General features: G+C 40.1%; 9 protein-coding genes. 7 read left to right on the forward strand and 2 right to left on the reverse strand.

Annotation, left to right across the window (positions count from 1 at the left end; all coding sequences use genetic code 11):
* Positions 1 to 463 precede the first annotated feature (463 nt).
* Positions 464 to 946, forward strand: a complete 483-nt coding sequence (locus CMT41_RS07555) for a low molecular weight protein-tyrosine-phosphatase (protein WP_057180719.1) — start codon at positions 464 to 466, stop codon at positions 944 to 946.
* A 179-nt stretch (positions 947 to 1,125) separates the two neighbouring features.
* Here CMT41_RS07555 and CMT41_RS07560 read toward each other — a convergent pair whose 3' ends face one another.
* Together CMT41_RS07560 and ppsR are read right to left on the reverse strand one after the other, a co-directional pair.
* A complete protein-coding gene (locus tag CMT41_RS07560; RefSeq protein WP_057180720.1) occupies positions 1,126 to 2,181 on the reverse strand; it encodes a 3-deoxy-7-phosphoheptulonate synthase in 1,056 nt (351 codons plus the stop codon).
* A gap of 186 nt (positions 2,182 to 2,367) precedes the next feature.
* A complete protein-coding gene (ppsR, locus tag CMT41_RS07565; RefSeq protein ID WP_057180721.1) occupies positions 2,368 to 3,177 on the reverse strand; it encodes a posphoenolpyruvate synthetase regulatory kinase/phosphorylase PpsR in 810 nt (269 codons plus the stop codon).
* A 332-nt stretch (positions 3,178 to 3,509) separates the two neighbouring features.
* Between ppsR and ppsA the strand changes: the two genes are divergently transcribed.
* The 6 genes from ppsA (at position 3,510) to pheT (ending at position 14,988) form a co-directional block, all read left to right on the forward strand.
* A complete protein-coding gene (gene ppsA / locus CMT41_RS07570; protein ID WP_057180722.1) occupies positions 3,510 to 5,903 on the forward strand; it encodes a phosphoenolpyruvate synthase in 2,394 nt (797 codons plus the stop codon).
* A gap of 291 nt (positions 5,904 to 6,194) precedes the next feature.
* Complete coding sequence (locus tag CMT41_RS07575) at positions 6,195 to 9,404, forward strand: FAD-binding and (Fe-S)-binding domain-containing protein (protein WP_058026873.1); 3,210 nt, start codon at positions 6,195 to 6,197, stop codon at positions 9,402 to 9,404.
* Between the two features lie 55 nt (positions 9,405 to 9,459).
* The gene (locus CMT41_RS07580) at positions 9,460 to 10,620 is read left to right on the forward strand and encodes a porin (RefSeq protein WP_057180724.1); all 1,161 of its coding nucleotides are present in this window, start codon (positions 9,460 to 9,462) and stop codon (positions 10,618 to 10,620) included.
* Positions 10,621 to 11,126: 506 nt separating this feature from the next.
* Positions 11,127 to 11,288: a hypothetical protein gene (locus CMT41_RS18620; RefSeq protein WP_157466302.1), complete on the forward strand. Its 162-nt coding sequence runs from the start codon at positions 11,127 to 11,129 to the stop codon at positions 11,286 to 11,288.
* Positions 11,289 to 11,542: 254 nt separating this feature from the next.
* A complete protein-coding gene (pheS, locus tag CMT41_RS07585) occupies positions 11,543 to 12,538 on the forward strand; it encodes a phenylalanine--tRNA ligase subunit alpha (RefSeq protein ID WP_057180726.1) in 996 nt (331 codons plus the stop codon).
* Between the two features lie 11 nt (positions 12,539 to 12,549).
* Positions 12,550 to 14,988, forward strand: a complete 2,439-nt coding sequence (gene pheT, locus CMT41_RS07590) for a phenylalanine--tRNA ligase subunit beta (RefSeq protein WP_058026875.1) — start codon at positions 12,550 to 12,552, stop codon at positions 14,986 to 14,988.
* Positions 14,989 to 14,990: the final 2 nt, after the last annotated feature.

Here is a 14,990-nt window from a genome sequence, read left to right on the forward strand (position 1 = left end):
CGCATAACATCCAACATGTTGAAAACAATATCCTGCTCTCTATTATTACTATTTTAAGGTGTGTACATAGTTGCGTACATATAATTAATTGATAGCCTGTAAGTCAATTAAAGTAAGTGGGTTTCATAATCGTGCCAATTCCTAGATCTTTTATCGTCCTAGTTATTCTCAAATAGTACTGCTGTATCATTATATAACCCTCATTGTATGGGAGCAGAATTGATATTTTCTTAAATAATATCGTTGGCTCTCCATCGAATCAATGGTTAGTTTAAATTCAGTTTTGTTGATTTTACTTTGTTATATTAAACTATGTTTTTATTTTGAAAATTGAGTTACTATTTCAGCCTAGCGTTTGAATTTAGGGTATATAATCCTCTAAATATTCCCCAAAACAAAACTACAAGTTGTTGATTTTATTAGGGTGTAAATACTCAAAAACCAACAGGTAACGGAAGGTAAAATGACTAATAAGACGTTGAATATTAAGGGAATTAACTCGGTATTATTTATCTGTATGGGTAATATTTGCCGCTCGCCCAGTGCCGAAGCGGTTTTTAGACATAAAATGAAAGCGCAAGGCCTAAGTCTGAAAGTCGATTCTGCGGGGACACTGGGTGCTCATGCCAAAGAAAAACCCGACCATCGTGCGCAAAAAGCGGGTATTGCCCGTGGATATTCCTTTGACGGTATTAAAGCACGTCAGGTGACGGTGCAAGATTTTAGCGATTTTGATCTCATTCTAGCGATGGACCATGACAATATTGACGAATTAAAAAAAATAGCACCACCGGCTATGTTAGATAAAATACACTTAATGTTAGATTTTGCTGTTGGCCATGAAGAAGAGCAGGTACCCGATCCGTATTATGGTGGCGCTAAAGGTTTTGACTATGTACTTGATTTGGTTGAAGCGGCCAGTGATGGTTTATTAGCAAAAATGTAAAGCGGTGTAGTTATCCAACCTGCGTGACTATCTACAGTCGTAGTTAAATTATCTCTATTTACAGCAGTAAATTAACGCAACATGTCATAGAGATATAAAAAAACCTTAGTCAAAAGCTAAGGGTTTTTTATCTAGCTAATAGCTTTTTCTCGGTGGAGGAGTAGACAAAGCCCGATAGTTTAACTGGCGAAGCGCGTTTTCACCGAATCAGCCAGTAAGGCTAAAATATCATCACTGACCGTTAAATCAACACAGGCATCGGTAATACTTTGTCCATAAGTTAACGGTATTTCTTTTTTCACCGCTTGTTTGCCCTCAACTAGAAAGCTTTCAATCATCACACCAAAAATACTCTCTTCACCCTGGCAGATTTGCTCAGCAATAGAGCGAGCGACATCTATTTGCTTATTATGGTCTTTATTGCTATTACCGTGGCTACAATCAACCATAATGCTTTGCGATAATGATGCTTTTTCAAGTTGTTGACAGGTCTCTTTAATATCAGCCTTATGATAGTTAGGGACCTTGCCGCCGCGTAAAATCACATGGGCGAAGGGGTTGCCATGGGTTTGGTAAATACACATCTGGCCACTTTTATCCGGCGAATATAAGACATGCGGTACTCTTGACGCCTGAATCGCATCAAGGGCTATCTTAACGTTACCATCAGTGCCATTTTTAAAACCCACCGGGCAAGACAGCGCAGAAGCTAATTCACGGTGAACTTGGCTTTCAGTAGTACGTGCGCCAATAGCGCCCCAACTGATCAGATCTGAAATATACTGACCGGTAACCATATCTAAAAACTCAGTACCAGCCGCGAGTCCTAAGTCATTAATAGCGACTAATAAGCCGCGTGCTAATTTTAGCCCTTTGGCAACGTGAAACGATTTATCTAAGTCAGGATCACTAATTAAACCTTTCCAACCCACGGTAGTACGTGGCTTTTCAAAGTAAACACGCATAACAATGAGTAATTCATTTTGATACTTGTCACGCAATACTGCCAATTTTTTAGCGTAATCAATGGCGGCAGTGGTATCGTGAATAGAGCAAGGGCCGATAATTACCAGTAAACGTTTGTCTTCACCACGAATAATGGCTTCAATTTCTTTGCGGCTTTGCATAATAAAAGCGGCGGTGACCGCACTTAGGGGAATTTGTTCAGCAAGCTCAGCGGGAGAGGTTAAGTTTTCAATTAGCGTGGTGCGTAGTTCATCGGTTTTAATGGTCATGAAATTCTAATGTTTTTGGTTTTAGTTTGGCTTTAGTTTGGTTCGCAATAGGGCGCGCATAAACTAATTTATGCGCGCTAACATAGCTAAATTAGCCGCTAATGTGAACTGTTATTACTAATAAAAAGCGATAAAAGCAATAATATCACCATAAGTTGATATTAGCGTGCGATTAGTTCGCTGAAATTAATATTTGTAACGCTGTAAGCCTGTTTCAGACAGTATTTTAGCGGTTATCTCTTCCACCGAAAACTTGGTGGTATTGATGAAAGGTATCTTTTCATTCTTATAGAGTTTTTCTACTTCTCTGACTTCCATGCGACACTGTCTGGCCGACGCATATTTACTGTTAGACATACGACCTTCTCTTATATCCATTAGCCGCTGTGCATTGATGGTTAGGCCAAATAGTTTTTTCTTGAATGGCATTAAAAATACTGGGATTTTTAACTCTTCCATATCATCATCAGTAAAAGGGTAATTTGCCGCTTTAATGCCATATTGCAGTGCTAAATACAGCGCGCTTGGTGTTTTACCTGAGCGGGAAACACCGACTAAAATAACATCCGCTTCTTCATAATTATTTATATTAGAGCCATCATCATTGGCCAGTGCGTAGTTCACCGCTTCTATCCGATAATCGTAGGTTTTTTCATGAATACTATGAGTTCTATGGGTTTTAGGTTTAGCTTTAAGGGCTAATTCTTGTTCAAGTGGCGCCACGAACGGTTCTAAAAAATCATAAAGCACAGCATCACAACTCTCAATGATTTCTCGGATATCATTATTAACAAAAGTATGAAAAACCAAGGCCGGTTTGCCTGCACGGCGTGTTGCTTTATCTATACGTATTTTTGCTTCTTGCGCTTTTTCAGTGCTTTCAACAAATGAAATGGTATGGTGCTCAAATTCAGTAGGAAAGAGAGATAGCAGTGCATGACCAAAAACTTCAGAAGTGATGGCGGTGCCATCAGAGATGTAAAAAGCTGAACGCATAATTTAATTGTCTTAATTGAATAGTGAATTTATTGTGTAAGTGAGTATGAAAACTTTTAACTTATATTTTATTATGACTTTTATTTACTATAACTGGCAGTGTAGAATGTACTTAACTACAAAAATACCAAGTCTATCAAGTGGCTTCACTCAGTGATAATTAAAAGGCTTTGCGGCAAGGCATTGATTTGCAGGTAATGATTATTCTCTTATCAAAATCAATAATGCTGCATGGTAATGCTTTTAAATTCACGAATGAAGCTTTGAGTTGAGAATTAACTTAATAGAATTAGTATGATTAAACAAATTTATTTTTTAATTGGAGAAGTGTCGTGCAAGAAAATGTTCTTTGGTATCAAAACTTAGGCATGAATGATGTTGACCGCGTCGGTGGTAAAAATGCATCACTTGGTGAAATGATTTCGAATCTAGCGAGTGTTGGTGTGCAAGTGCCTACGGGTTTTGCGACTACGTCATTTGCCTTTAATGAGTTTTTAGAGCAAAGCGGAATTAATGAAAAAATTTACCAATTACTGGATGGTTTAGATGTTGACGATGTTAATGCGCTAGCCAAATGTGGCGCTACTATTCGCCAATGGATTATTGACACACCATTTCTCCCGCAAATGCAGCAAGATATTGCCGCGGCTTACGCAAAACTTGCCGGTGATTTCTCCGATGATGCCTCTTTTGCGGTACGCTCTTCAGCCACCGCTGAAGATATGCCGGATGCTTCTTTTGCCGGCCAACAAGAAACCTTCTTAAATGTACGGGGTTTTGACGCGGTAATGGTTGCCATTAAACATGTATTTGCCTCATTGTTTAATAATAGAGCTATTTCATACCGTGTTCACCAGGGTTATGACCATCGTGGCGTGGCACTGTCTGCGGGTATTCAGCGTATGGTGCGTAGTGATATTTCATCCTCAGGGGTGATGTTCTCTATTGATACTGAGTCTGGCTTTGACCAAGTGGTCTTTATCACTTCAAGCTTTGGCTTAGGTGAAATGGTGGTACAAGGGGCAGTAAACCCTGATGAATTTTATGTTCATAAACCAACACTTGCTAAAGGTAAACCTGCGGTAATACGTCGTAATATTGGTAGCAAAGCCATTAAAATGGTGTTCACAGACAGCCAAGAGCATTCAAAGCAAGTTGAAATTGTTGATATTGATGCGGCGGACTCTAACCGTTTTTCATTAACCGATAGCGAAGTTGAAGAGCTAGCTAGACAAGCGGTAATCATTGAGAAACATTATGGTCGTCCAATGGATATTGAATGGGCAAAAGATGGCTTAGATGGCAAGTTATATATTGTGCAAGCGCGTCCTGAAACGGTTAAGAGTCGTGAAAATGCTAATATCATGGAGCAGTTCCACTTACAAAAAGATGACAATATTACCGTGGTTTGTGAAGGACGCTCAATTGGTCATAAAATAGGTAGTGGTGTAGCGAAAGTATTATCGTCACTGGCTGACATGGATCAAATCTTACCCGGAGATGTGTTAGTTACCGATATGACTGACCCTGATTGGGAGCCTATCATGAAACGCGCCTCAGCGATTGTTACTAATCGTGGTGGTAGAACCTGTCATGCCGCCATTATTGCCCGTGAAATGGGTATTCCTGCGGTTGTCGGTTGTGGTAATGCCACTGAATTGATTAAAACGGGCGATAAGATAACTGTATCGTGCGCCGAAGGTGATACCGGTTTTATTTATAGTGGCGAATTAGATTATCAGGTGAAGAGATCTGAAATTAATGATATGCCAGAGCTACCGCTTAAAATCATGATGAATGTTGGTAATCCAGACCGAGCTTTTTCTTTTGCTCGTTTACCACATGCGGGTATTGGTTTGGCGCGTTTAGAGTTTATCATCAATAAAATGATTGGTATTCACCCGAAAGCCTTACTTAATTTTGATGAACAGCCGGCTGAGTTACAAGATGAAATTAATGACATTATCGCCGGTTATGACAGTCCAATTGAGTTTTATATCGCCAAATTGACTGAGGGTATCTCAACCTTAGCGGCAGCATTCTCACCAGAAAAAGTGATAGTGCGCATGTCTGATTTTAAATCAAACGAATACGCTAACCTTGTTGGCGGTGCAGCGTATGAACCGCACGAAGAAAACCCTATGATAGGTTATCGCGGTGCAGCACGTTATATTTCTAAAGATTTCAGAGCGTGTTTTGCCCTGGAATGTGAAGCAATAAAACGTGTTCGTAATGACATGGACTTAACCAATGTTGAAGTGATGATCCCGTTTGTTCGTACCCTAGAAGAAGCGGCTCAGGTTATTGATATTCTGGCTGAAAATGGCTTAAAACGTGGTGAAAATGGTTTACGCATCATTATGATGTGTGAGTTACCATCAAACGCTTTATTAGCCGATCAATTTCTTGATTACTTTGATGGTTTCTCTATCGGTTCAAATGATTTAACGCAATTAACACTGGGTTTAGATAGAGATTCAGGTTTAATTGCCCATTTATTTGATGAGCGTGATCCAGCAATAAAAATGTTGTTATCTATGGCCATTAAAGCCTGTAAAAAACGCGGTAAATACGTGGGTATATGTGGTCAAGGACCTTCAGATCATGAAGATTTTGCTGCTTGGTTAGTGGAGCAGGGCATCGATAGTATATCGTTAAACCCTGATACCGTATTGCCAACCTGGTTATACCTGGCGGAACAATTAGCCAATAAAGCTAAAAGTTAGCTTTTGCTGAGCAAAAACAATTGAAAATAAGCGGCTTACTCGGGTTACTGACTAAGTCGCTTTTTTATGTTCATTTGTTAAAACTTACCCTTGCTGTGGGTTAAATAAACGCTAACATCGTAATGTAAATAAAAATCTTAATAATCAGAGAAATGTTTTTTGCATGGAATATAGCAAACTATTCATTTTAGTTACCATATATTGAATATAGGCTCGTTTTTAGGGTAAAAAGCCATTTCTTCCATGATATACTCAGGCCACTGTCCTGTTTTATTTTAAAGTTAAGTCGTTATGCTTCCCCATATTAGTCATCAAAATCATCTTCCGCCCTTATATGACGATTTTATCCGCTCATTAAAAGGTGATAATTTTACTGGTGATATTAATGCCAGTTACAGCGCTCGCCTAGCTGTCGCCACCGATAACAGTATTTATCAACAGTTACCGCAACTTGTTATTCACCCGCGCACAAAAGCCGATATTGTTTTATTGGCTAAAACAGCCAGTGATGAGCAATACCTGACTATTAAATTCAGTGCTCGTGGTGGTGGTACTGGCACTAACGGGCAAAGTTTAACCCCAGGTGTGGTGGTTGATTTATCTAAATACATGAATAAGGTGTTAGAGATAAATGTTGAGGAAAAATGGGTCCGTGTTGAAGCCGGTGTCATTAAAGATCAACTGAATGATTATTTACGCCCTTATGGTTTTTTCTTTGCCCCTGATTTATCTACCTCAAATCGCGCTACCGTAGGCGGTATGATCAATACCGATGCTTCAGGACAAGGCTCGTTAGTTTATGGCAAAACGTCAAACCATGTTTTATCGCTTGAGTCGGTACTTGCTAATGGCGAGGAATTTAATACGGAGCCGATGGATTTAGCGCAAGCACAGGACTTAGCTGGATTGGAAAGTAGTCATGGCCAGACTTATGCTAAAATAATGGCGCAAGTACTTGAGTCATGTATTGAAAATCGTGTCTTGGTGTTAGAGAAGTTTCCCCGCTTAAATCGTTTTTTAACCGGTTATGATTTAGAACATGTCTTAACGGCCAATGATGACGGCGATATTATTGGCGTTGATTTATCACGTTTGATCACCGGCTCCGAAGGCTCATTGGCTTTTGTCTGTTCAGCCAAGCTAAACATTAATGTTATCCGTGTTGCTAAAACACTCATTAATATAAAATACGACAGTTTTGATTCGGCCTTGCGTCACTCCCCAGCCTTGGTTAAAGCCAAGGCAACTTCGGTTGAAACTATAGATTCACGGGTATTGGATCTGGCTAAGCAAGACATCGTTTGGCATAGTGTTCGTGATTTAATCACCGATGTGCCAGGAAAAGTCATGGATGGCATTAATATCGTTGAATATAACGGCGATAGTATTGCCGATTTAGCCGAACAGGTTAGCGAGCTTACCTCGGTATTGGATGATTTGATTGCTAAAGGTGACAGTGCTGATAGCGCTTTATCAGATTCCTTATCAGATTCTTTATCAGGGAAGTCATCAGCTAACTCTGCAGGTAATTGTGGCGTAATTGGTTATCAAGTGACTTCAGACTTAGCCAGTATTAACAAAATTTATGCCATGCGTAAAAAAGCGGTTGGCCTATTAGGTAAAACCGCCGGTAGTCAAAAACCTCTTGCCTTTGCCGAAGATACGGCCGTGCCGCCAGAAAATCTTGCCGATTATATTGTTGAATTTCGCGCGCTACTAGATGGCTATAAATTAAATTATGGCATGTTTGGTCATGTCGATGCGGGAGTGTTACATGTGCGTCCAGCACTTGATATGTGTGATCCAGAGCAAGAAAAGCTCTTACGGATCATCTCTGATAAAGTGGTTAAATTAACGGCCAAATATGGTGGTTTGATGTGGGGCGAACACGGTAGAGGTTACCGCTCTGAATATGGGCCAGAATTTTTTGGCGATAAATTATTTACTGAGCTGAGAAAAATCAAAGCGGTTTTTGATCCACATAATAAAATGAATCCAGGTAAAATTTGTACGCCATTTGCTTCTAATGAGCAATTAGTTAGTGTAGATGATACCAAACGTGGCTTCTTTGATAGACAAATTCCGGTCACGGTTAAAGAGTCATTTACCGCTGCCATGGACTGTAATGGTAATGGTTTATGTTTTAACTATGATGCCGATAGTACCATGTGTCCGTCGAGCAAAATTACTGGCGATAGACGACATTCACCTAAAGGTCGTGCTGGCTTAATGCGTGAATGGTTACGTTTATTAGAGAAACAAGGTGTTGATATTCTTGCCCTGGAAGACAAGATTAATTCCTCGAAAAGTTTTTGGTCGATAAAAGAGATACTGAGTAGTGCCGCGGAAAAATTGCGCATTAATTTTATCAGTAAACCACAGCAAGATGACAACGGTAATGGCGATTTTTCCCATGAAGTAATGGACGCGATGCAAGGCTGTTTAGCCTGTAAAGCCTGTGCCAGTCAATGTCCGGTAAAAGTAGATGTACCTGACTTTAGGTCGCGTTTTATCAATATATATTATTCACGTTACGCTAGACCCTTAAAAGATCATCTAGTGGCTAATGTGGAAATACTTGCGCCGCTAATGGCGAAAGTACCAAGAATTGTTAATGCGGTACTGAGCACTAAGCTCTATGACAAGCTATCTGCGAAAACCATTGGCTATGTTAATACGCCGTTGTTGTCGGTACCGACCTTGAAAAAACAAGTGAAAAAAGCCGGTTTTTCAGGCTTTGACTTAGCTAGGTTACAAGCGTTAACCCCAGCACAACGTAAAGGTTATGTACTGATAGTACAAGACCCATTCACTTCATTTTACGATGCCAATACGGTACAAAGTATGATGAGCTTGATTAAAAAACTGGGCTTAGAGCCAATATTATTGCCTTTTAAACCCAATGGTAAAGCGCAACATGTCAAAGGCTTTTTAGCGCGTTTCGCTAAAACGGCAAAATCAAGCAGTGAGTTTTTAAATCAACTGGCAACACTTAATATCCCAATGCTGGGCATGGATGCGTCCATGGTGCTGTGTTATCGCGATGAATACGCTAAAACCTTGCAAGAAAAACGCGGCGACTTTTCGGTGTTACTGGCCCATGAATGGTTATTAGACTTTATTCAGCAAGATAGCACTTTTAAATCGACATTGCTCTCAACTGAGCTCTCAAAAGGTAAGCCATTCAAACTGTTTGCTCATTGCACCGAGAAAACCGCCTTGGTAAACAGTGAAAATGAATGGCAAAGCATTTTTGCTCATTTTGGTTTAGCCTTAGAAAAAGTGAGTGTGGGTTGCTGTGGTATGGCTGGGACTTATGGTCATGAAAAAGTCAACTTAGAGAACTCTAAAGGTATATATGAGTTAAGTTGGCAAACTAAAGTAGAGGCTTTAGATAGCGAACAAATATTAGTGACTGGTTTTTCATGTCGTTCGCAAGTGAAGCGTTTTAGCGCGTTAAAAGCTAGACACCCGGTAGCCGCAATACTTGCCGCTATGTAAAAAAATTCAGATAAATAACTAGATAATCAACACATACACCTAAGGATTTCAATCAATGCACAAGATAACCTCGTTAACAACGGTGGCCTTATTAGCCAGTTTTATGCCAGTTGCCCAAGGACTTGAACTTTTTAATAATGACAAGAGTCGCTTAGACTTTAAAGGTAACTTATCGGTTTATTATATTAATAGTGGCGAAACAGCGGAAATCAATGATGGCTTCTCTCGTTATACTTTTTCTCTGTCGCATCAAATGAAAGACAACTGGCAAGCAGTCGGTTTGCTTGAATGGGGCATACAAATATCAAATACTGCTGATCACATATATGTCGGTAATAATGGTTTAACCAGTACCGGACCCACTACGGATACCACATGGCTAAGGTTGGGCTATGTTGGTTTTGAGCATGAAACCTATGGTCGCTTTACTATGGGTAAGCAGTGGGGCGTTAGCTTTGATGTTGCCGGCGTTACTGATCATTTTGAAATTTTCGGCGCTGATGCACAAGGGACGTTTAATTTTGGTACCGATGGTGGTTTCTCAGGCTCAGGTCGTGCAGAGCAAGCTATCCAATATAAAGTTAATTATCAAAAGTTTAGTTTTGCTGCTCAGTACTTGGTTTCTGACGATGAAGTTAGAACCAGTGAAATCCCCGGTGCAGAAGATGCCTTTGGCGTTAAATTTAATGATTCATATGGTTTAGCTGTTATCTATCAAGCACCGTTTGATCTCGGTTTCGGCCTAGCTTATAACAAAGCGAAAATAAGCTTAATTGCGGATATTGATAAAGTAAATGATTACCGCCAGTCAGCGAAAGCTGATGATCAACTTATCACGGCACATATTACTTATCGACCTTATGGCAGCCTTGGTTTACATGTTGCAGTCGTTTTTACTGATATGACTTATCATGAAGTTAATGATATCGGTACAGTTATGGCTAAATCGAGCGGTGTCGAGCTATTTGCTGCTTATCGATTTGATAACAATATTTCTGTTATTGTTGGTTATAACTCGTTGACCGACGATTCACCAACATCAATCGACTCAGTTAGTGATTATCATCTGAAATATTATATTCTTAGTGCTAAATACCATTGGGATGAAAATTTTTATTTTTATATCGAAAGTAAAATTGATGACTCTATCTTGGTTGCAGCAGGCAGTAACCAAGGTGAAAATGCAACGGGAGTTGGCATGATGTTTGTTTTCTAAAGACTGGTCTGCTAACGTTTGCTCACTGTATCCTAAAAGATAATAACTTTGTCTGAGCGGCGCTTAATTTTATTGTTAAAAATCTCTATGGTGTTAGGTTTCTGCCTATTACTGATAGGGATTTATTTGCATATATTCAGTGCTTATACCCGTTACCATTCAAAGTGCTCGATTTCAGTGGGAATTAAAAGGGCTTTAGGCAAGGGAAATAATTGAAGCATAGTCATTCTATGGTTTAATTATTTAACGCGGTTTAAAGTCTTTTTAAACACATCGAAGAAGCGTTTGAGCAATATCACTTCATCGTTGCTGTAACTCATAATGACGCGACATGGATGTAGCTTATTAGAGAATGCAGACGGTACAGGAAGTACCTTATACGGATAATGCAGGAGCAATTATCCTGAGCATATTCTCCTGAACAACCATTATTTCATCACAGCGCCTTGAATTGAAATTTCTCAAGCACTCTGAAACATGCATCTTGAATGGTACCGGGTATATATATGACCTCACTGGGGGTGACCGGTATTCTCATTAGCGCCACATGTTTCGCCTTTGGTATGGTTTTTTCTTTGCCCACTAAAATGTATTTGACCTTTATTTTAATGCAGCGAGAAGCGGAACATAACGCTAAGGTGGCGAAGAAAAATAAGAGCAACTCCTAAATAGCGAGGTATAACTGCCACTATTTATCCAGCAGACAAAAGTGTGTTTTACCTCTATAGCGCATAAACATACTATTTATTAGCATTTATTCATTAAAAATCCGCTATTTCCCCTACCTAACAACGTGTTTTCGTGTAAAATCAATGGCATTTTTATTATATGAATTAGTCTATTGGTAAATACTTTACCTCGCTGGCCTTTTCATAAGAAAGCTAATTAAAGTCGTTTATCTACCCCCGTTTTAGAGGAAATCATGAGCTTAGACACCACCACTATAGATGCTATTGTTGCAGAGGCAGAAATTGCCATTGCGGCAGCGTCAGATCCAACTGCACTTGATCAAGTGCGCGTTCACTTTTTAGGGAAGAAAGGTTCATTCACCGAGCAGATGAAAGGCTTAGGTAAATTACCCAAAGAAGAAAAGCCTAAAATGGGACAAGTAATTAATACGGCTAAACAAGCCGTACTTAAATTACTTAACGACCGTGGTGAATTATTACGTGCCCAAGAGATTAAAGAAAAACTAGCGGCAGAGTCTATCGATGTCACTTTACCAGGTCGCGGTACTAAAATAGGTGGCTTACATCCAGTAACGCGCACTATTGCCCGTATTGAAAGCTTCTTTGGTGATTTAGGTTTTGAAGTTAAAGTCGGTCCAGAAGTTGAAGATGATTATCACAACTTTGATGCCTTAAATATTCCAGAGCATCACCCGGCCCGTCAAGACCATGATACTTTCTATTTCAATCCAAAATTAGTATTACGTACTCAAACATCCGGTGTACAAATTCGTACCATGGAAGTTGAAAAGCCGCCACTACGCATTATTTCTCCAGGTAAAGTGTATCGTAATGATTATGACCAAACACATACACCAATGTTTCATCAAGTAGAAGGCTTGATGGTCGATAAAGACGTTAGCTTTACTCACCTTAAAGGCATTTTGCATGACTTCTTGCATCACTTCTTTGAAGAAGACGTAGAAATTCGTTTCCGCCCTTCATATTTCCCCTTCACTGAACCTTCTGCTGAAGTAGATATCATGGGTAAAAATGGTAAATGGTTAGAAGTATTAGGTTGTGGCATGGTACACCCAAATGTTTTACGTAGTGTTGGTATCGACCCGGAAATTTATACCGGCTTTGCTTTTGGTATGGGGGTTGAGCGTCTAACTATGTTGCGTTATGGCGTAAATGATTTACGTGCATTCTTTGAAAACGATCTTCGTTTCTTAAAACAGTTCAAGTAGGAAAACTCATAATGAAATTTAGTGAATCTTGGTTACGTGAGTGGGTTAATCCTGCACTTTCTTCTGCTGAATTAGCGCATCAAATTACCATGGCCGGTCTAGAGGTTGACAGTGTTGACCCAGTAGCGGGCGAGTTTAGTGGTGTTATTATTGGTGAAGTGGTTGAATGTGGCCCACATCCCGATGCGGATAAGTTGCAAGTAACAAAAATTAGTTTAGGCGATTACAGCTCTGCTACCGTAGAAAAAGGCGAGTTGGTTACTATCGTCTGTGGTGCTAAAAACTGTCGTAAAGGCTTAAAAGTTGCGGTAGCAACAGTCGGCGCGGTACTGCCAGGCGATTTTAACATTAAGAAAGCAAAATTACGCGGTGTTGCCTCTTTTGGTATGTTGTGTAGTGAATCGGAAATTGGTTTAGCCGATGACTCAGCGGGCATTATGGAATTAGCTCAGGATGCACCAGTAGGTAGCTGTGTTCGTGAATATTTAGATTTAAATGACGTTACCATTGACGTTGATTTAACGGCTAACCGTGGTGATTGCCTAGGCATTAAAGGTTTAGCCCGTGAAGTAGGTGTGTTGAACTCTTTAGCCGTTACCGAGCCAACCATTACCGCAGTAGTGCCAACGATTGATGATGTGCTTACTATCAATGTTGAAGCGAAGCAAGCTTGTCCTCGTTACTTAGGTCGTGTGATTAAAGGCATTAACCCAAAAGCAACCACGCCACTGTGGATGGTGGAAAAACTTCGCCGTTGTGGTACCCGCTCAATCGACCCTGTTGTTGATGTCACCAACTATATATTGCTTGAATTGGGTCACCCAATGCATGCCTTTGATTTAGCCAAACTTGGTAGTGGTATCAATGTTCGTTTTGCTAACCAAGACGAAAAGCTCACCTTATTAGATGAGAAGGAAGTAACGCTAAAAGAAGGTACTTTAGTTATAGCTGATGACGGTGTTTTAGGTAAAGGCAACGCATTAGCCATGGCTGGTATCTTTGGTGGTCTTGATTCAGGTGTTACCAGTAACACTACCGATATATTTTTAGAAAGTGCCTTTTTTGCGCCGCTAGCTATCTTAGGTAAAGCACGTCAATACGGTTTGCATACCGACTCTTCCCATCGTTATGAACGTGGCATAGACCCAACGTTACAACATGATGCCATAGAGCGTGCTACAGAGTTATTGCTCAGTATTGTTGGTGGTCAAGCCGGTCCAGTGGTAGAAGCTAAATCTGAGGCTGACATTCCGCAAACAAAAGACGTAAGTTTACGTCGTGAAAAGTTAGATAGCCGTATTGGTCATCACATTGATGATGAGCAAGTTAGCGAAATTCTTACCCGTTTTGGTTTTACTGTTAGCACCACGGGTGACGGCGTTGCTAGGGTGTGGCAGGTGATTGTGCCCGCTTACCGTTTTGATATTAAAATTGAAGTCGATTTAATAGAAGAAGTTGCCCGCATCTATGGTTATAACAATATCCCCAATGTTGCGCCCAAAGCAATGTTGAAAATGCGTGAGCAAAAAGAAGCCAAGCTTTCTTTAATGAACCTAAAACTAGTCTTAGTCAATCGTGATTATCAAGAAGCGATTACCTACAGTTTTGTTGACCCGAAAGTACAAACATTATTACATCCAGGGGCCGAGGTGATGACGTTACCACACCCTATTTCTTCTGAAATGTCGGTAATGCGCTTAAGTTTATGGACGGGTTTGTTACAGTCTATGGTTTATAACCAAAACCGTCAGCAAGGTCGCGTGCGTTTATTTGAAGCAGGTTTGCGTTTTGTGCCCGATGAAAGTGTTGAAAACGGTGTTCGTCAGCAAAACATGTTAGCCGGTGTTATTGGTGGTCTTCGTGTTGATGAACATTGGAGCATGGAAAAAGCAGCCAGCGACTTTTATGATATTAAAGGTGATGTTGAAGCTTTATTAGCACTTACGGGTGATGCTCAAGCTTATGAGTTTTCAAAAGCTGAAGTTGAGGCCTTACATCCAGGTCAAACCGCACAAATTACTAAGAATGGTGTTTTTGTAGGTCATGTTGGAACCTTACACCCTGAATTAGAAAGAAAATTAGGCTTAAACGGCCGTACTTTAGTTTTCGAGCTATTATTATCAGAAGTACTGGTGCAAAAAATCCCTGAAGCCAGCGACATATCTCGCTTTCCTGCCAATCGCCGCGACCTAGCGATAGTGGTTAAAGAAGACGTTGATGCAAAAAAAGTGTTACAACTTATTGAAAAGGTTGGCGGAAATTATTTAATTGATCTAAACTTATTCGATGTATACCAAGGTCAAGGAATTGAAGAGGGTTATAAGAGTTTAGCCATCACCTTAGTATTACAAGATACCAGTAAAACTCTTGAAGAAAAAGACATCACCGATGTTATCGATAGGGTTGTTGAAACCTTAAAAACAGAGTTAAATGCATCACTGAGGGACTAAGC

Origin of the sequence: Colwellia sp. MT41, assembly GCF_001444365.1 — a bacterium.
GTDB classification, from domain to species: Bacteria; Pseudomonadota; Gammaproteobacteria; order Enterobacterales; family Alteromonadaceae; genus Colwellia; species Colwellia marinimaniae.